The organism is Fibrobacter sp. UBA4297, from assembly GCF_002394865.1.
Classification (GTDB): Bacteria; Fibrobacterota; Fibrobacteria; order Fibrobacterales; family Fibrobacteraceae; genus Fibrobacter.
On record NZ_DGUZ01000017.1, the window covers coordinates 310180 to 329933 of the forward strand.

Genomic DNA, 19754 nt, shown 5'->3' on the forward strand with positions numbered 1-19754 from the left:
CTAATTAATTAAAACGCTTGTGACAAGTCAAAGTCGAATCGTTTCCATGCGAAGCCTTCTGACTTGTGCCAGTTTGTAAGTCCCTTTTTGAAGGCGTAGTCCAGGCGGAATGTTAGGAATTGCCAATGGTAACGAATGCCGAGGCCGAGGCTTCCGTCTTGCTTGCGCTTGTAAATATCGTCCTTGACGTCTTTGACGAGTGCCCAGTCGCAGAATTGTACGATTTGCCAAGCCCTCAGGGATTTCCATGGAAGTGTCCAACGGAGTTCTTCGTTGATGCGGTAGTACATTGGCGTCAGTGCCGTATAGATTACTTCCTTGGTGGTGTCCTTGGTGACTACAGAACCATCGTCTTGCTTTGTTGTAATTTTTGTCGGAACTTCGGAGGAGTAGCCTGCGTAAATGCTTCGAAAGTCAAAACCGCGTACGGAACGCGAACCGCCCTGATAAAATACGCGAGCATCGTCTTCAATCGCCTTGTTGAAGAAACTACCGATACTTCCACTGAGCGCTCCGTAGAAAGTCCAGAACAGTGGAACATAAATGTTGACGGTACCCTCGCCGTATGTGTAAATGTGTCCGTCTTCGTATTGTGACAAGTCGTAAATCTCGTCTTCCTTGTGGACCTTTTGAATAAAGTTTGTTCCTAGACCGACCGTCGGCAAAAAGCGAAATCCTTTTGTCGGGTTAAAATAGTCGTCGGTATAGTCAAAGGTAAGTCCGATTTCGCCCTTGAGCTTGAAGAGCTTGTCTTCATTTTTGTTCACGTAACGCGTATCAATTGTACTACGGAATTTGATGTTGTTTGTAATTCCGAAGGTCAAGTCGCCTCGGTTAATGACTTCGTATCGTTCTTCAACGCTGTCGGGATATGCAGGCGGGTGGATTTTTTCGTGGTTGAACGAAAGACGGTCCACAAAGCGGATTGCTGTCGGGATGAATGTGAATGCCGTTCCGAACAAGAGCGGGTTTGCGTAACCGAGTGTGATTTCTTGTTTGTGCTGCGCAATCTGAAAACTTGTCGAAAATTCATTGAACTTTCCAAAGAAGTTTTTGTGGTCTGCATACGCCATGGCGCCGAAACCGTACATTTCTTCAAAGAAAAATCCGTAACGAGCTTCGCCCGGAACACGCTCGATAACATCCAAATGCACGTCCGAGAGGCCGTCTTCGCGCAATTCATCGTTTAACTTGACTTGCGTAAACAATTGTGTAGAATAGAGCTTGTTCTTAAAGTTGAAATACTGGTTACCGTCAATGATTTCGCCCTTGGGAATGCGCCAAAGTGACGATAGCCATTTTGTATCCGTAAGTCCTTGTTCCGGGGCGGTCTTGTTTTCGTTCTTGTTCATCACACGTTGAGTCGTTGTGTGGATGTCGCCCATCAGAACTTTAGGGCCAGGGTTTACGTTGATGATGACATTGATTTGTTTTGCCGTCGTATCGATGTGCTCTTCTGAAGACAGGTAAACGTGCAGGTTGCCTTGCTTGCGGTAGGCTTTCTGGATTTCCTGGAGATCTTCGGAAATGTCTTCCTGGTTGTAAAGTTGGTGCTTGGTAATTTTAAGCGACCCCAAGTCTATAGGTATTTGCTCGTCGCCTGTAGAAATGATTTTGGCATCGTTGAATCGATAGCAGACGCCTTCGCTGACTGTGATGTAGTAATCTCGCTGTAAGCGACCATTTGACAAGGGCTCGCGGCGGATTTCCATTTTTAGGTCAAGGCTGAAATAACCGCGTGAATAGTACAAGGCGCGCACATTTTCCGAAGAAAGGCGCATCAAAAAGTCCTGCTTGATGGTGTCAAGCTGCCCAAATTCATCTGGAATGTCGAGCTGTTCGTTTAGCTGGAATTTTGAGAAAATCTTGTTCCCGCTGATAGAAACGGACCACGGATTCTTATCGTCGTCATCAGCAAACGTAAATGTTGAAAAAATTAACAGTGCGCAAATCAGTAGAATCATTTTGCAGTCTCCGTAGATTTGGTTGCTGTAGAGTCGCTTGCCGATTCATCGTTTGGCTGTCGCATCGCTTTTGGCGGGCGAACCGTTTCGCAGTGCCCAATGCCCAGAATGCAGGGGTTCCAGAACTTGTACGTATAGTTCACGCTGATGTTTTTTTCAACGCGGTTTGCGCTATTGCTTTCTGTACCAGAGTTTGTATGATATTGCTTTGCTGTGAGTAGGCCGTTTAACGAGAGTGATGGCGAGAAATGGTTCTTGTGTGAAGATTCCTTGTCCTGGAATACAGGAAGTGTATATGTAGCGCCAAACTGTTGCGCCTGGTCGTATGTCGGGGATGTGCTTTGGTCTTGTGTATAACCAAAGATTAAGCTCAAGTTCTTGACCCAGCGATCAAGAGAAATCGGAATCTTGACGTACGAAGAGTCCTTGTCGTTACCGGAGTTGTCGAACAACATCACCTTCATGTCGATATCGCCAATGTAGTCGCCGCCCAGGGTCTTGTTTGCCGTTGATGAAATGAACTTGCCGATAGCCCTGCCTGCAAGCTTGTTCCAGTCTGTTGAACCGTCAGATTCCGTAGCTACGCAACCAAGGAATATATTGCGGTACGTGTCTGCCGCTGTAGATTCTGTCCCGCAGTTTGAACTCGGGTTGGGTTGTGGGTTTGTAATGGTTCCTTGTATATCAAGGTTGATAGGACAAGTCTCTTTTTCATTATCGCTAGATTCCGTACAGTAGGGGAGCTCTTGCATACTGGAAACATCTATGATGCCGTGCTGCCACGGAACATCGTTCCAGGAAATGCTGAACGTATTGAGGTCAAATTCATAAAGGTCTTTGACGCCGATGAATCCGTTGTCTGCATTGGTGACGTCACCGCGTAAAATTGGTCTTGTCGTTGTGCCAAGGACCCAAATGTCAAGCGTTAGCGGGAACGCGGCAAACGGCGTGATAATTTCAACAGAATCGCTTTGGGAGTCGCTGATGTGGAACGACAAGTCAATTGGAGTTGAAACAGAAATCTTGGCTTCGGTCTTTTCTTTGTTACGCAAGTTGGCTATAGCATTGTTGAGTAGCGATAAAATTTTGTCTAGAGAACTTGGCGTGATTTCGATATCCAAATCTTTTCTGTAGACGAGCTTGTCTATGATAAAGTTTCCGCTAACATTCTTGTTCTTGATTTGTCCGTCCTTCGTGTGCGGAATATTAAATGTGATATCGCTTTTCCCAGTTAGGTTTGCTGTACCGAATGTCTCGTCATCGAACTTGTACTGGATTAGCGGAATGTTTGCAACGAGTGACATCTGCTCTTCGGAATCTTCTAGATGGCTTGTGACACCTCGCAAGGTGACTGTGTGGTTGTCTGTTTCAAGGGTATATTTTTCGGTACTGATGTCAATTGCTTCAAGCTGCAATGTTTGCAAGTCATAGAGCAAGGTGGCAAACAGCATGTCGCCGATTTCGTTCTGCGTCGAAATCTCGTTCATTTCGAGTATGCCGTCCTTGAGTTCCCCACGGATGTGAATTGGGAAATTCATCGGGAGCGTAGAATACTTGACGTTTGTGGAGTCTGATCGGATTTGAGCATTGATGCCCTTTAGGCCTTCGTGGAGTGCCGCTTGTACATCAATGGTCAAGTCGGTCTGTTCGATTTCGGCTCGGGTCTCTGGAATGAGCCATGTTCCGCCGAACTTGATTTTACCTGCGAAGTCGAGGTCGTTGTTTATTGTTCCGTTGCTTTTGATGAAACCGCCATTCGGACTCTGGTAGGTAAGGGATACTTGTCTTGTGGAATCGAAAATGTCTTCTACGACAACGTTTGCATTACCGGTCCAGACGCCGTTCATAATGTCGAAGTTGGTGAGCAGTTCAACCTTGTTTTTCTTTGCCGAAACGTTAAGTTGCTTGAGGTTGTACAGCTCTGGAGGAATGTTTGTGAAACTCAGGTCTTTGAATTCGATATTTCCAAGCAGGCCTGCATCTTCTTCAAACGTAATGTCGCCATTGAAACTGCCCGAAGCTAGCGTCGTGTCGCCGAGCGGTTCCAGGAGAATCGGCAGGTTGAAGTCCTGAGCCGATGCCCATGCATGCAAAATTTGAATGGGCAGCATGGCTGTTGGCTTGTAATCCGGGTTTGAATCGTTTGGTAAAACAAAAGATGCCGCCATGGCGACTTTGTTACTGTTGTGCGTAAATACGGCCGTATCAACAATTACGGTATCGCCAATTTCTCTAATCTTGGTGTGACCGTGGAGGATGAATGGTTCAACGTTACCATCGATGTCCAGTTCTGCGGCGCCGACTCTGGAATCTAGGTTATAGTCTATTGTGCCGGTTACGGTTCCCTTCAGCTTGTCGCTTAGCACGATATCCGAGAACGGGATGGTCGAAATCTCGGCGTGATCCGCCTGCGCCCAAACGAGAAGCGAGTCGCCAACGTGTACGACTGTTTCGGCTGAACCTCCGTTCTTTTGCTTTAGGCGCCATGAGGTGTGAAGCGTCGGTTCGTGGTAGTCGACATCGCCTGAAATGAACAGTTCTTCGTTCGGGGTATAGATGGTCGCTTTCGGAAAATCAATGTATTTACGTCCGAGGTCAAGGACTAACTGCATTCGGAGCGAATCTGCCTTGAAATGGTATGCGTTGATGATGGAATCAACTTTTACGAATGCGCGCAGTTTGTTGTTTTGGAAGGAACCAATGATTTTTGGATTGCGACCGATTTCAACATTGCCTCGTACCCAGTCCAGCGCCCAAGGTTCCATCGCTGAAATATTGGCCGCAAAGAAAACCTTGAGACTGTCCTTGGTCTTTACGTGAGCCCTGACGACTGAGCCTTCGCGAGTCTCGATGGATGCGTCGATGTCGTTGCCGGTTTTGGTAATGGACTGGATATCCATGTCCATCGGCATCATTTGCGGGCCGTACATGGCGCTCATGTTTGCAATTTCACCCGAAAAGTCAAAGTCCAGCTTGTCGTTGATAACGCCGTCTAGGGCGATTGAGCCACCTTCGTTGTTCTTGAACGAACTTTCGATGATTGTTTGCTTTGGCGTCCCGTTGACTTTGATTACAGCGTCTAGAGGCAAGAACGGCCAGTATTCGCCGATATGAGTCTTTAGCGTAAAGTTGTACTGTAGCGTTTTTTTGGTGAGCGATGTTGAAACGTTTCCGTTGATGTTTAAGTTGCTTATGGTCGGGATTGCCTTTGAAAGTTTCATCGGAACCCAGTTGAGCGGTTCCTTGACGTTCACGTTTGTTGATGCCTTGAGCTGCGTGAGGTCTTTTTTCGGGGCGGACGCGTTCAGAACGATGTAGTCGTTGGAGGTTGCTATCTTTCCGTTTGCGATAAGGTTCTTGTCTTCGAAGTCAATATCGAGCTTTAATGAGGCCGCATCCTTGATGTAGGAACCCTCGATGCTATCGGCGCTAAGCGTGACGTTCTTTTGGCCTACATTTTCGAGATGAATGTTTTGTGCTTTCCAGCCCATGTCACCCATGGTAAAGTCCAGTTTGCCCAGGTTGAACTTTACAGGGAACGGAATCCTTATTTTGTCAGGGAATTCAATTGGCCCTGTAGTTTTGGACGTGTCCTTGGTTATCTGCTTGGCTGTTGTGTCCGGCACGAAATTTGCCGAGACCTCGTTTGCTTCTAGCAAAATTCCACGCTTTTCGCCAAACGGAGTGACATCGAGATGTGGACCGCGAACCATATAAGTCGATAGCCCCTGCTCAACCTTGATGGAATCGTAGAAGTGCTCCAGGAGGTTGTTTTGACGGTGTCCGTAAGGGGTGATTGTTACATTACCGAATGTATGCGGGGTAGAAAGCAGTTCCTCGATGGCAAAATGAACATACCAGACGCCGAGAGCTACAGCGCCTACGACAGCCGTCGTTAAGGCTGCCTTTATAAAAAAGATTGAAAGTAAGCTTTTCAAGTGCCCCTAATATAGATAATGTTGGTGTTTATTAAATGTATGCTTACGTGGAACTTACGCTTGAACGTATATAGAACTGTAAATTATTATTTATTTAGAATAAAGTAATTTGTTGCTAGTCGCTAGTCAATGGTCATTAGTCAATGGTCGACAATGCTTTATTTCCCAAGTTCCCAAAACTTCACTTTTAGAATCTCTAGTAACTAATAACTAATGACCAATAACCAATAACCAGTAACTATTAACTATAAAATTTTATTATATTCACGCTCACACAATCATGAGGACATTATGAAAAAAGCTTTGCTTGCGGTTTTCTCTTTCTGTACCCTCGTTTTTACAGGGTGTAATTCTATCGGAGATAAGGATACTCTCGTTGCAAGGGTGAATGGTGAACCCATTTTCAAGGAAGACTACGCTTTCATGATGCGTGTGGGAAACATTGTCCCGAACACAGAACAGATGAGGAAGGCTTCTAGCTCCTTGTTCAGCCGCAAAGCGCTTTATACGGTCGCTCTTCAGAAGAATCCTGAACTGAAGGACGAACTTGCGGCCCACAATGTCGCCTTGGAAAATTACCTCCTCACGTTCGTCTATCAGCGTCTCTATGCGATGGACCGCCTGATGTACAGCGATGATGAACTTGCCTTCTATTACGATAAGCACCGCGACCAGTTTGCCGATTCGCTTTCCTACATGAATCTTCGAGACAAGGTGGCCGATGCCAAGTATATCGAGTCCAATTACGATTCCCTAAAATCCTATGCTTACAAGCACAGAAGTCTGGATGATTCCACTGGTGATGTCAAAATCACTTACGACGTCAAGGAACGTTTCGTTTCGGACCATCGCCAACGGATTGTTCGCGAAATGGGCCCGGCCCTCCTGAAAAAGTACAATATTCAGGAAACCGAAATTCAGATGCCCACTCCTGAGGCATATTACGAAAAGCACAAGAACTTGTACATGACGCCGGGTGGATATGTCGTCTACCATGTGGAATCTGCGGATTCTGCAAAGCTTGCCAAGCGATTCAAAGGCAAGAAAATCGACCTCAAGGCGTTCAAGAAAATTGCTTCCAAGTACAGCGAAAACAAGGATACGAAGGCCGCTATGGGCTTTGTCGGTAAGGTCGTTTTTGGACACCCGCTTCCGTATGGCATTGGCTTTGTTCCCAAGATGTTCGAATTGCTGTATAGCCTGCCGGATGGCGCTGTTTCGCCGGTTATCGCTTCTCAGTCAACGGGCCGTTACCACGTATTCTTCCGCGTCTCGGCTGTTGATGGAGAGTTGAAGCCGTTCGACCGTGTCCGCAAGGCCATTGAGCGCGACCTTGCCACGACTGCAAATTATGAACTCGATTCTTCTTATGTCCTGGTGACAAAGAATGGCGAACCTGCAATCCGTGAAAAGGATGTCCTGCTTGCGTACGAGGACAATCCGATGATGATCCGTTCCCGCAGGACGCACGACCAGGTGGTGAAGGCTCTTGCGCTCCAGCTTGCTTTTGCTTCTGAAGCTCGCGAATTGGGTCTCGACCATTCTTGGGAATACCGCGCTTTGAAGCGCCAGAGCGATGTGGATTATGTCATCAAGCTCTATAGGTCGAAAGTCCTCAACCATATCGTCGTTCCTGAAGATTCCCTGAAGGCTCTCTATGCACGCATGGGAAATCCGGCGCACCCGACATTGTCTTACGAAGAGTCCCGTTCTGAGCTGAGCGACTGGTTTGAAATTCCTGAAAACATCATGAAGAGAACGTACTACTATGCCGAAGAAGACTTCTTGCCGGAAACCTACGAACAGGCAAAGGCTCATGTGTTCGAACAAGCTTATTTGATATTCCGTTCGGGCCGCTGGGACAAAGAAGTCGTTACCTCATGGGGTACCGCAAAGGTGGATCTTTTTGCAGACAACATTACGCTCTTGCCGCAGGAATGGTCTGTGGAGCTTGCCATGAGATCGGCTGATTCCTTCTATACGCAGGCTAAGGATCTTGAAAAAGCATACCTTGCATGGTCTGGAATCCGTGACCGCTATGCCGACATTGATTCTGTCGCAAAAAAGGCCACGTTCGAACTAGCCCATGTCTATAGCGACAAGGAAGATTACGACAAGGCCCAGCGCGAATACAGGGCTTTCTACCGCACGTGGCCGGACTCCCCGGATGCTGAAAAGGCGATGTTCAGCCGCGGCTTCATCCTGAACGAGAACCTGCACAAGAATGATGAAGCGCTCAAGGTCTTTGAAGAATTCAAAAAGCTCTACCCGAAGAGCGACCTCACTGAATCTGTCGATTGGCTTGTCCAGAACATCAAGAGTGGCGGCAAACTCGCCGATGATTTGATGAAGAAAATCGAAGCCGAAGAGTAGCGGCTTAGAACTTAGAACTTACCTTTGGCCACTTAGTGCTTTAGCACTTAGGTGGGAACTTAGAACTATCTCTTCTCTCTAAAGGGAAAAAACTAAGTTCTAAGAGCGAAGCGGGCTAAGATCTGCCAACTAATAATCTATATTTCTCACATCTTTAACTTAAAAGGTACTACTATGGAAATGACATTTGCAATGATCAAGCCGAATGCTGTTAAGTCTGGCTTGATTGGTCGTATTATCGATCGCTACATCAGTGCCGGTCTCTCTGTCTGCGCCGTCAAGATGCACCAGATGACCTCCGAAGATGCTCGCGGTTTCTACGCTGAACACGTCGAGAAGCCGTTCTTCCCGGAACTCGAAGCCTACATGACCAAGGGCCCGTCCGTGATGCTTGCTCTCGGTGGCGAAAACGCAATTGCAAAGGTCCGCGCCATTAACGGTGCTACCAATCCTGCCAAGGCGGAACCGGGTACCCTCCGCTACGATTTTGCTCCTTCCATGACCGAAAACGTCGTTCACAGCTCCGATAGTCCGGCTTCTGCAGAACGCGAACTCGACTTCTGGTTCAAGAAGGAAGAACGCTACGCTTACGAAATGCCTTCTCTCAAGGCCTGCTGCGTCCTCTAATTTTTAACAATAAAACCATCCTTCTAAGGAGTAGACTCAAATGCAATGGATCATCAAGTATCTTACCTCGTCCATTGGTAAGAAGCAGATCATGGGATGCACAGGCGCCTTTCTGGCTCTGTTCATCTTTGGCCACATGTGTGGCAACTTCCAGCTCTTGAACTTCGACCAGGCTGCGGCACAGGCGTCCTACAACGCTTATACCGAATTCCTGACCGGATTCAACCCGCTCCACTTCCCGGTGAAGATGATTTACCTCGTCGAACTGGTACTCGTGGCTGCCTTTGCCATTCACATCTTCCTTGCTATCAAGCTGAAGATTGAAAACAAGAAGGCTCGTGGCGGAATTGAATACGAAGTCAATGCACGCAAGGGCAAGAAGACTTTCGCAACTTTCACCATGATCTGGTCAGGGCTTTTCATTCTCGGCTTCCTCATCCAGCACCTCATGATGCTCAAGTTCGGTGAACACTACCTCTACATGAACGACAAGGGCGAAATCATCCGCGACATGTGGCTCACCACGATCCAGATGTTTGCAAATCCGGGTTGGGCTGCTTTCTATGTTGTTAGCATGTTCGTCATCGGTATGCACCTCTTCCACGCCATCTCCTCTGCATTCCAGACGATGGGTATCGCTCACCAGAAGTGGACCCCGATTATCGATATCGCCGGTATCGTTTATAGCGTCGTCGTGGCACTTGGCTTCGGCATCACCGCTGTTGCCTCTTACTACCTCGCTAACCAGCCTGAAACCCAGGCTCTTATCGAAAAGTCCCGTAGCCTCCAGCAGCAGTACGAACAGCAGAAGGCAAATGCCAACAAGGCTGCTTTCGTCATTCCGTCTGTTGGCGAAGTACAAGTTTCTTTCAATATTGAAAAGTAAGGAGCCCACTAATGATTCTTGATTCTAAAATCCCCGGTGGTTCCATCGAAGAAAAGTGGACCAAGCACAAGTTCGAACTCAAGCTCGTGAACCCGGCTAACAAGCGTAAGTTCACAGTGATCGTCGTGGGTACTGGCCTTGCAGGTGCATCTGCTGCCGCATCCCTCGGTGAACTTGGTTACAATGTCAAGTCTTTCTGCATCCAGGATAGCCCGCGCCGTGCCCATTCCATTGCTGCACAGGGCGGTATCAACGCTGCTAAGAACTACAAGAACGATGGCGACTCCGTTTATCGTTTGTTCTACGATACCGTTAAGGGTGGTGACTTCCGCGCTCGCGAAGCCAACGTGCACCGCTTGGCAGAAAACTCCAACTTGATTATTGACCAGTGCGTCGCTCAGGGCGTTCCGTTCGGTCGTGAATACGGTGGCCTTTTGGACAACCGCTCTTTCGGTGGTACGCAGGTTTCCCGTACGTTCTACGCACGTGGTCAGACGGGTCAGCAGCTCCTCCTCGGTGCATACCAGGCTCTCATGCGCCAGGTTGCCGCCGGTAAGGTGAAGATGTTCCCGCGTCGCGAAATGATGGACCTCGTCGTGATCGACGGCAAGGCTCGCGGTATCATCGTTCGTAACCTCATCACTGGCGAACTCGAAAGCCACGTTGCAGACGCTGTCTGCCTTTGCACTGGTGGTTATGGTAACGTCTACTACCTCTCCACGAACGCTCAGGGCTCCAACGTCACGGCCGCATTCCGTGCTTATAAGCGCGGCGCTCTCTTTGCAAACCCGTGCTACACGCAGATCCACCCGACCTGCATTCCGCGCCATGGCGACCTTCAGTCCAAGCTCACCTTGATGAGTGAATCCCTCCGTAACGACGGTCGTATTTGGGTTCCGCGCAAGGCTGGCGATACCCGTTCTCCGGACCAGATCCCGGAAGAAGAACGTTACTACTACCTCGAAGAAAAGTACCCGAGCTTCGGTAACCTGGTGCCGCGTGACGTGGCATCCCGTAACGCCAAGCAGGTCTGCGATGCAGGTCTCGGCGTGGGTAACACCAAGCAGGCAGTGTACCTCGACTTCGCCGACGCTATCCAGCGTATGGGCGTTGCAGGTGTCTCTGCCAAGTACGGCAACCTCTTCCAGATGTACGAAAAGATCACAGACGAAGACCCGTACAAGGTCCCGATGCGCATCTTCCCGGCTATCCACTACACCATGGGTGGCCTCTGGGTTGACTATGATTTGATGTCCACCATCCCGGGCTGCTTCGTTCTTGGTGAAGCAAACTTCTCCGACCACGGTGCAAACCGTCTCGGCGCTTCTGCTCTTATGCAGGGCCTCTCCGACGGTTACTTCGTCATTCCGTTCACCATCGGCGGCTACTTCGCGGGCACCAAGCTCGAAAAGGTCTCTGAATCCGATGCTGCCTTCGAAGACTGCAAGAAGCAGACCGAAGAACGCATCCACAAGCTCCTCTCCATCAAGGGTCACCGCACTGTTAACGATATCCATCGTGAACTCGGTAACATCATGTGGGAATACGTTGGCATGGCTCGTAACGAAGCCGGCCTCAAGACGGCTCTCGAAAAGATTCCGGCACTCCGCCAGGAATTCTGGGAAAACGTCAACGTGCTCGGCTCCGAAGGTTCCTTCAACCAGAACCTCGAACGTGCTGGCCGCGTTGCTGACTTCCTCGAATTCGCCGAAGTCCTCACTCTCGACGCTCTCCATCGTAAAGAATCTTGCGGTGGCCACTTCCGTGAAGAAAGCCAGACTCCGGAAGGCGAAGCAAAGCGCGATGACGAAAACTTCTGCTACGTCGGTGCTTGGGAATACAAGGGCGACGGTATCACACCGGAACTCTCCAAGGAACCTCTTACCTTTGATAACGTCCACCTTGCTACTAGGAGCTACAAATAATGAGCGGACTGAATTTGACTTTGAAGATTTGGCGTCAGAAGGATGCCAAGACCAAGGGACAGTTCGAAACTGTCAAGATCAACGATGTTTCTCCGGACATGTCCTTCCTGGAAATGCTCGACATTGTGAACGAAGAACAGATGAAGCAGGGCAAGGAAGGCTTCGCTTTCGACCACGACTGCCGCGAAGGTATTTGTGGCATGTGCTCTCTTGTCATCAACGGTATGCCGCACGGTCCTGACCATGCAACGACTACCTGCCAGCTTCACATGCGTAAGTTCAAGGATGGCGATACCATCGTGATCGAACCGTGGCGCGCCGCCGCATTTCCGGTTATCCGTGACTGCGCTGTGGACCGTACCGCATTCGACCGCATCATCGCCGCTGGCGGCTTTGTTTCCGTCAACACCGGTGCCGCTCCTGAAGCATCCACGATTCCGGTTCCGAAGGCTGATGCCGACCGCGCCTTCGACGCTGCCGCTTGCATTGGTTGCGGTGCTTGCGTCGCTGCATGTAAGAACGCCTCTGCTATGCTCTTCGTCTCCGCTAAGGTTTCTCACCTCAGCTTCTTGCCGCAGGGCAAGGTCGAAGCAAAGAAGCGCGTTTTGGCCATGGTCGCCCAGATGGACAAGGAAGGCTTCGGCAACTGCACGAACCTTTACGAATGCCAGGCCGCCTGCCCGAAGGGTATCACCGTCGATTACATCGCCAAGATGAACCGCGAATACCTCGGCGCAACCGTGACCTACGCCGAAAAGGTTTATGGCAAGGATTAATCCCTGACATGTCATCCCGGACTCCGTTCCGGGATCACCTTTCAAAAAAGGACCGCAGCGATGCGGCCCTTTTTGCGTACAAATAAAAGAATTACATATTGTCTAAAATACGCAGCATTTCTGCTGGAGTGACGACTTTGGGGTGCTTTGGAAAATGCTTCAGGTTTCCCGTGACAAGAAACGCGTCATCGGTTTTATTCTTTTCCATTGTGACTTCAAAAAATACGACGTCTTTGGGGTCTGGAAAATTGCCAACAAGCGATTCTACGGTTGTCATGTTTTCACCGATTGTCTTTAAGCGTGAAAGCAAAAATTCGACAGTCTCTTTTGGAAAATGAAATTTTTCACGGGAGAGCACTTCTTCGTATTCTTGTAAGATAGAATCATTGAAAACGGGAATAATCTCGTGGGTGTAGGTTTGTTGCACGACCTGCCCTGGAATGGAATCCCATTTTAGCAATGCGGAGACCAGCACGTTCGTGTCAATGACTGCGTAGCATTTCATTTGCCGGCTCGGACCTGTGCGATTTCGTCGTTGATTTCATCAAGAGACATATCTGCAACTCCTGCATCGGCGGCAGACTGCGAAGCCTGTTTCATGGCTTCGAGAACATCGGCGGGAGCGGCTGGACGGAGCTTCATACTGAAGGGTATGCCGTTTTCCAGAATGGTTCTGGCAAGGAACATGCGGACGGCTGTCGGCAAGTCGATGCCGAGCTTTTCGTATATGCTTCCTGCTGCAGAACGGGTCTTTTCGTCCACCCTGACTTGCAATAGCGTACTTGACATGATGGCTCCTTTGCTTTGCAGAAATCTACAAGTGCGTTTGAAGTTGATTGTAATACTCTTGTATTAATATACAATATTCTGGATGAAAAAACAAGTCAATCTTGCACTTGTGCACAAGATTTTCAAGGTTGTCTAACTAAAGTTTGCGTTATTTGTGTGGTTGTGTGAAACAAAATGTTGTGTTTTTAGATAAAATGTTTCACATAAAAGGAGCAAGATGGCGTCTTGTTCCCTATGTCATCCTGGAGGGGCGTAGCCCCGATAGGATCTCAAAGCATTAAAAGGGACCGCAGCGATGCGTCCCTTTTTGCGTATGGTGGGGAGGGACAAAACCTGATTCGTGGTTCGGTTCTATTTTAGTTAATGTTACTTTTAGGGGTATTTTTGCGTTTTCCCAATCCGCCTGTGGTGGAAAAAGACTATATTATTCATCGAAAATAGAGAGTTTCTCTTATTCTCAGCATGAAATCTCGACAATTTCAACCCAAGAGAATAAGACGGACGCTCACGTCTGTCGGCATGCAAGTGCCGGCAACGGTTCGCTATGCAGGCCGCCCTTGTGCGGTCCGTTTGTGCGTATCGGCCTTTATGGGGCGTGGGTTGTTTGACCTTATTTGGGTAGGCTGTCGAGAGCCTCATGCTGTAAGGACATTCAACTCCACGCCTTTTTTGTGCGGTAAAATGCCAGAATAAGAGAAATTCCCATGAGTCAGCTCTTGTTCTTGGCATGGAATCTCGACAATTTCAACTCAAAAGAATAAGAGGGTACTCAGAAATCCGGACGCATACGCGCCCTGTTTTGGCGTGGGCGTATTGTATGCCTAGGGCGTCGTGTATTCTCTTTTTGTGAAATCGCCGTAATCCAGTCCCCGAACGGGAGCGAAACAGAACGTTGCGCTTGAAGTTCGGGAGAATGGAATGAAAAACATTGCGGCTGACACGCCTGTCCGGCAAATCTTTGACGTGTATCGAGGAGCCGTTCTCCCCATATTGCTAAAGGACAAGACCACGGGCAAGAATATCCTGTGGGCCACGGACGAATACGACGCCATTTCCCCGAAAAGCGAAATAGAATTCAAGGACATTACCGGCGGGAGCCTGATGCTTGTGCGTCCGCGAATCGCCAAGACCCTTGATGCACAAAGGGACCGCACCAAGAAGCGAGCCGAAGTCTTTACGCCATCGTGGATTTGCAACCAAATGAACAACGCCCTGGACGATGATTACTTGGGCTATACGGGAGCTTTCAATACCGAAGGTGATAGGGCTTGGACCAGAAACCGTAAAAAAATCCAGTTTACCGACGGAAAAACCTGGCAAGAATACGTTGACCAGACAAGGCTTGAAATCACCTGCGGCGAAGCGCCCTTCGTGACGAGCCGCTACAACCCTACAGATGGAAATTTTATCGAGGTCAAGGATCGCATTGGTTTCTTGGACCGTAAACTCCGCGTGGTCGAAGAGAATGCGGATGGTGACGAATACAAGAAATGGTCCATGCGTTCTTTGGAAAGTTGTTATGGGTACGAGTTCCAGGGGGACAACCTCTTGATTGCCCGCATCAACGTGTTCTTGTCTTGGACGGAACATTGGGAAAAGAAATTAGGCGAAAAACCGGACAGAACGACGGCGCGGAGTGCCGCTAACGTTATTGCGTGGAACTTTTGGCAGATGGATGGCCTTACGGGCAGGACTCCGCAAATCAAGGAAAAGAATTGCGGACAAATGACGCTTCCCGGATTCGAAGTGGAAAACGAAACCGGCGACTCCGATGCCACCGAGGAATGCCTGATTTTTGACTGGCGAAGACGCTTCAGCCGGACCTACAACTCTTTAAAATCAAAGGAGAATGGAAAATGAAAAAATTCTTTGCCGTAATCGGAAACCCGCCGTATCAAGATGAATCGTTAGGGGGTAACGATAGATATGCTCCTCAAATTTATAATACTTTTATAGATGAATCGTATCAAGTTGCTGATATGACTGTATTGGTTCATCCTGGTCGTTTTTTATTTAATGCAGGAAGTACTCCAAAAGCCTGGAATAAAAAAATGTTGAATGATGAACATTTCTGTATCCTGGATTATAAAAATGACGCAAGAGAAGTGTTTCCAAATACTTCAATAACAGGTGGTGTAGCGATATCTTATCATTCTCACAAAAAAACTTTTACACCGATAGAGGTTTTTTCTCCTTTTCAAGAAGTTAATTCGATTCGGAATAAAGTTGTCAAAAGTGAGGATTTCAAATCGCTGTCGAATATTGTAGTTTCTGCTTATTCCTACCATTTTTCAGATAAACTCTATGAGCAATATCCTGAATTAAAGGGAACTCTTAGTGATGGACATGATTATGATTTGAAATCAAATGTTTTTGATTTATTGTCAGATGTATTTTATGATAAAGCTGTTGAAAGTGATATGCTTGCTATCTATGGTAGGCAGAATAATGATAGGTGTTTTAAATTTATAAAAAAAGAGTATATAGTTGCTCCAAGTAATGTTGATAAATATAAGATTTTTGTTGCTGGTGCTGACGGTGCTGCAGGAACAATCGGAAAACCTATACCTGCGCGAATATGTGGTAATCCTGTTATTGGAGAACCAAACGTTGGGGCAACAGAATCGTTTTTAAGTGTTGGCTCTTTTAAATCACGTAAGGAGGCATCAAATGCATTAAATTATTTGAAAACGAAGTTTGCAAGATTCCAACTAGGAATACTAAAAGCAACTCAAGCTATAACTCCTGAAAAGTGGAAATACGTTCCCCTCCAAGATTTCTCCTCTAAATCTGACATTGATTGGACCAAGTCCGTCCATGAAATAGACTTGCAACTCTACAAGAAATACGGTCTCTCCAAAGATGAAAAGGATTTCATCGAAACTCACGTCAAGGAGATGGTCTAATGTCAAACGTTACCCAAATCAAGACGATGCGGCCGGTTAACCGTGCCATATACGCATACACCACTCCAAATGACCGCACCCATGACGGGTGGATAAAAATCGGTGATACCGAAGTCAATTTTGGTGAGAACTTGAAAGACGCTGTTAAGGAACGCGTCCATCAGCAAACCCATACCTCCGACACCGAAGCCCCCATTGCGTGGAGCGGAAGGGCTGTTTTCGAAGATGACTTGACGCCTTTCCGTGATTACGATTTCCATAAATACTTGACAAACAAGGTGGATATCGAAAGGAAACCGAAAACGGAGTGGTTCAAGACTGACGCAAAGACTTCTAAGAATCATTTCAATGATTTTAAGGAAAATCACGGAATCCTTACCGAAATGGAAGGCGTCGAAATCTACGAACTCCGTGATGAACAGGAAGAAGCCGCTAGAAAGACCGCCGATTATTTCGATAACCACAAGCTGGTGAAAATCCTGAAAAAGGACAAGGCTCCCGAATTCCTGTGGAATGCAAAGCCCCGCTTCGGAAAGACGCTCACCGCATACGACTTTTGTAAGCGTGTTGGTGCAAAGAATGTGCTTATCTTGACAAACCGCCCGGCCATTGCCGATAGCTGGTACAATGATTACGCCCGTTTTGTCGGAACGGATGGCGGCTACTATTTTGTAAGCCAGGTGGATGTTTTCAAAAAGAATCCGCAAAAATACAAGCATGTTTTAACAAGGGATGAGTTTACTCGTGCTGTAAGCAAGAACAGGCTCGGCTGCATAGAGTTTATTTCTCTGCAAGACCTTAAGGGCGCAAAGGCTTTTGGTGGCGATTACGAGAAACTCCGTGAAGTTTCTGAACTTGATTGGGATGTGCTGATTCTTGACGAGGCGCACGAGGGCGTAGAAACCGACAAGACGGATGTTGCCCTGGAACGCATCAAACGCCGTTTTACGCTGAACCTTTCGGGCACCCCGTTCAAGATGCTTGCTTCCGACAAGTTCCCCGAAGAAGCGATATTCAACTGGACATACGCTGACGAACAGGAGCGTAAAAAGGAATTTGCCGAAAAGGGTGTAGAGAATCCTTACGAAGACTTGCCGAAGCTCAATCTGTTCACTTACCAGATGTCCGATATGATGGGAGCGAAGGCCGATGCCGGAACTCTCATTGATGACGAAGAAACGCAATATTACTTTGACTTGAACGAATTCTTCAAGACGAATGCTTCAGGATATTTTGAACATTTGGACGATGTGAAAAAGTTCTTGGACGCTCTCACGGAGCAGAAAAAGTATCCGTTCTCTACGGAAGAACTCAGGAATCAACTCAAGCATACGTTCTGGTTGTTGAATCGCGTAGATTCTGCCATTGCCTTGAAAAAGCTTTTGACACAGCACCCTGTATTCAAGGAATATACGGTTGTCCTTGCTGTAGGTAATGGCGACGAGGAACTGGAAAACCAGAAGGCGATTACCGCTGTCCGCGAAGCTATCAAGAACAATGAAAAAACTATTACCCTTTCGGTGGGGCAGCTTACGACGGGCGTCACCATTCCCGAATGGACTGCTGTTCTGATGCTTTGCTCCATGCGCTCTCCGGCGCTGTATATGCAGGCCGCATTCCGTGCTCAAAATCCGTGCCTTTTCTTGGATAAGGATGGCAAAACATATCGCAAAGATAATGCGTATGTGTTCGATTTTGATCCGGCACGCACGCTGACTATCGTGGAAACCATTGCCAACGACCAGTACAAGGATACTGCCGGTGGTGCAGGCGATAGCGAAAAGCGCAAGAAGCATGTTCTGGAACTCTTGAACTTCTTCCCTGTGGTAGGCGAAGACGACAATGGCGAAATGATAGAGCTGGATGCCGAAAAGGTGTTGTCCATCCCGAGGCATATCCACGCCAAGGAAGTCGTGAATCACGGATTCATGAGTAATTTCCTTTTCCAGAACATTAGCGGCATATTCGCAGCACCTTCGATTGTAAACGACATCCTCAAAAAGGTGAATCCTGTCACCAAGGCAGAAGCGGACAAGAATATTGTTACCCCGGAACAGGCGAATGAACTTCCTCTTGATGGGAATGGAAATGTCGATGTTCCCTCGGAACAGGTGGTCGGGACCGCCGCCGATAAGTTCGGTGACCCGGTATTCGCAAGACAATCGAATGATTTTGAAAAAGACGTGAATAGGCTATTGCGAGACCACAAGCCTTCGGAAATAGAAAATGTCATTAAGGAATTGATCGCTGTTTACGACGCCTCTGTAAAGGATGTGGCCGAAGAAGCCAAGGTCAAGTTTGGCCAAGACATGACAAAGTCCCAGTCCAAGGAATTTGAACGCAAACTGCAAAATTACGGACAAAAGAAAATCAGTTCTGCCGCCGCCGATTTCAAGATAGAAGCCGGTACAGCGGAACATAAGCGCGACGAAGCCTTGAAAAATTGCAATTCCAAGGCTGAAGAAAAACAAATTAATTCCGAATTCAAAAAAGAAATGGAAACGGCCAAGAAAAAATTCCAGGAGACTGTTTCTGATACATCGGACATTTGGAAAAAGGCGACAGAGGAAACCGTCAAGGCTGTAGAAGAAAGTAAGATTGAAAAGAAGAAAAACGATATTGAAGAAAAGGTTCGCGACCACCTGCGTGGATTTGCCCGCACGATTCCCTCTTTCTTGATGGCCTACGGAAAATACTACGGTGACGATTCAAAGAAAAATATGACTCTTGAAACGTTTGAACGGGATATTCCTGGGAATGTATTTCTTGAGGTGACTAGTATCTCCATTGATGAATTCAAGTTCCTTCGCGATGGGGGTGATTACACCGACGAAAATGACGGAAAGAAAAAGCACTATGACGGTCATCTCTTTGATTCGGTCGTATTCAACGACTCCGTGAAGGAATTTATGCGCAAACGCTCGGAACTGGCGGACTACTTCATGGAAGATGTAAAGGGCGACATATTCGACTACATCCCGCCGCAGAAGACGAACCAAATCTTTACACCGAAAAAAGTCGTAAAGGACATGGTGGATATGCTCGAAAAGGAAACTCCGGGCTGTTTTGATGACCCGGAGCACACCTTCGCAGACTTGTACATGAAATCGGGACTCTATATCACCGAAATTATCAAGCGCCTTTATCGTTCAAAGAAGATGAAGAAACTCTTCCCCGATGATGCAAAAAGGCTAGAGCATATCGTCAAGAATCAAGTCTGTGGTGCTGCTCCTACCGAAATCATCTACATGATTGCTATGCACTACATTCTCGGCTTCAACAACGAAATCGAAGGCAAAACCGCATCGCAAATTCAAGCGCTTTATCCGAATTTCAAGATGAAGGATACCGCTGAACTCGCTAAAGAAGGGAAACTTGCTGAGTGGGTGGGGAAGGCGTATAAGTAAAACGTGCAAGAACGCCCAAAGATCTGTTATAATAGTCCCTTTCAAAGCCGAAAGGGACCAAAACTTGCGATAATCGAACTTTACGGAAGAGAAGGTTTTCCCTATATCGACCAGAGCTGGGATGAAGCTGAACAGGATGCAGCCAACGTCATGGAACTCCGAT

12 protein-coding genes are annotated in these 19754 nt (G+C 47.6%); 8 read left to right on the plus strand and 4 right to left on the minus strand.

The genetic code is table 11. The annotated features are described in order from the left end of the window. Window positions 1-8: 8 nt before the first annotated feature. Both B3A20_RS09560 and B3A20_RS09565 read right to left on the minus strand, forming a co-directional pair. On the minus strand, window positions 9-1964 hold the full coding sequence (locus B3A20_RS09560) for a BamA/TamA family outer membrane protein (protein ID WP_290764037.1): 1956 nt from the start codon (window positions 1962-1964) through the stop codon (window positions 9-11). Then, a complete protein-coding gene (locus B3A20_RS09565) occupies window positions 1961-5902 on the minus strand; it encodes a hypothetical protein (RefSeq protein WP_290764039.1) in 3942 nt (1313 codons plus the stop codon). Before B3A20_RS09565 ends, B3A20_RS09560 begins: the two co-directional genes overlap by 4 nt. A gap of 291 nt (window positions 5903-6193) precedes the next feature. On the opposite strand from B3A20_RS09565, the gene B3A20_RS09570 reads away from it, so the two are divergent. From B3A20_RS09570 to B3A20_RS09590, 5 genes are all read left to right on the plus strand, one after another. Then, the gene (locus tag B3A20_RS09570; protein ID WP_290764041.1) at window positions 6194-8275 is read left to right on the plus strand and encodes a peptidyl-prolyl cis-trans isomerase; all 2082 of its coding nucleotides are present in this window, start codon (window positions 6194-6196) and stop codon (window positions 8273-8275) included. 174 nt (window positions 8276-8449) lie between these two features. Then, on the plus strand, window positions 8450-8902 hold the full coding sequence (ndk, locus tag B3A20_RS09575; protein ID WP_290764043.1) for a nucleoside-diphosphate kinase: 453 nt from the start codon (window positions 8450-8452) through the stop codon (window positions 8900-8902). Between the two features lie 40 nt (window positions 8903-8942). After that, window positions 8943-9788: a succinate dehydrogenase cytochrome b subunit gene (locus B3A20_RS09580; protein WP_290764046.1), complete on the plus strand. Its 846-nt coding sequence runs from the start codon at window positions 8943-8945 to the stop codon at window positions 9786-9788. Window positions 9789-9799: 11 nt separating this feature from the next. Continuing rightward, window positions 9800-11713, plus strand: coding sequence for a fumarate reductase/succinate dehydrogenase flavoprotein subunit (locus tag B3A20_RS09585; protein WP_290764048.1), 1914 nt, complete (start codon window positions 9800-9802; stop codon window positions 11711-11713). Beyond that, window positions 11713-12489 carry a succinate dehydrogenase/fumarate reductase iron-sulfur subunit gene (locus B3A20_RS09590; RefSeq protein WP_072811006.1) on the plus strand — a complete coding sequence of 259 codons (777 nt, stop codon included), beginning with the start codon at window positions 11713-11715 and terminating at the stop codon, window positions 12487-12489. Before B3A20_RS09585 ends, B3A20_RS09590 begins: the two co-directional genes overlap by 1 nt. Window positions 12490-12580: 91 nt before the next feature. On the opposite strand, the gene B3A20_RS09595 is transcribed toward B3A20_RS09590, so the two are convergent. Both B3A20_RS09595 and B3A20_RS09600 read right to left on the minus strand, forming a co-directional pair. Further along, a complete protein-coding gene (locus B3A20_RS09595) occupies window positions 12581-12994 on the minus strand; it encodes a putative toxin-antitoxin system toxin component, PIN family (protein ID WP_290764051.1) in 414 nt (137 codons plus the stop codon). Then, window positions 12991-13278 (minus strand): type II toxin-antitoxin system RelB/DinJ family antitoxin, encoded by a 288-nt coding sequence (locus B3A20_RS09600; RefSeq protein WP_290764053.1) that lies wholly within the window; start codon window positions 13276-13278, stop codon window positions 12991-12993. The genes B3A20_RS09595 and B3A20_RS09600 overlap by 4 nt, the downstream gene beginning before the upstream one ends. 918 nt (window positions 13279-14196) lie before the next feature. Between B3A20_RS09600 and B3A20_RS09605 the strand changes: the two genes are divergently transcribed. Genes B3A20_RS09605 through B3A20_RS09615 form a run of 3 tightly spaced genes read left to right on the plus strand, consistent with a single transcriptional unit; the run spans window position 14197 to window position 19591 of the window. Further along, a complete protein-coding gene (locus tag B3A20_RS09605) occupies window positions 14197-15138 on the plus strand; it encodes a hypothetical protein (protein WP_290764055.1) in 942 nt (313 codons plus the stop codon). Further along, window positions 15135-16184, plus strand: a complete 1050-nt coding sequence (locus B3A20_RS09610) for an Eco57I restriction-modification methylase domain-containing protein (RefSeq protein WP_290764056.1) — start codon at window positions 15135-15137, stop codon at window positions 16182-16184. The genes B3A20_RS09605 and B3A20_RS09610 overlap by 4 nt, the downstream gene beginning before the upstream one ends. Then, window positions 16184-19591 carry a DEAD/DEAH box helicase gene (locus B3A20_RS09615; protein WP_290764058.1) on the plus strand — a complete coding sequence of 1136 codons (3408 nt, stop codon included), beginning with the start codon at window positions 16184-16186 and terminating at the stop codon, window positions 19589-19591. Before B3A20_RS09610 ends, B3A20_RS09615 begins: the two co-directional genes overlap by 1 nt. Window positions 19592-19754 lie beyond the last annotated feature (163 nt).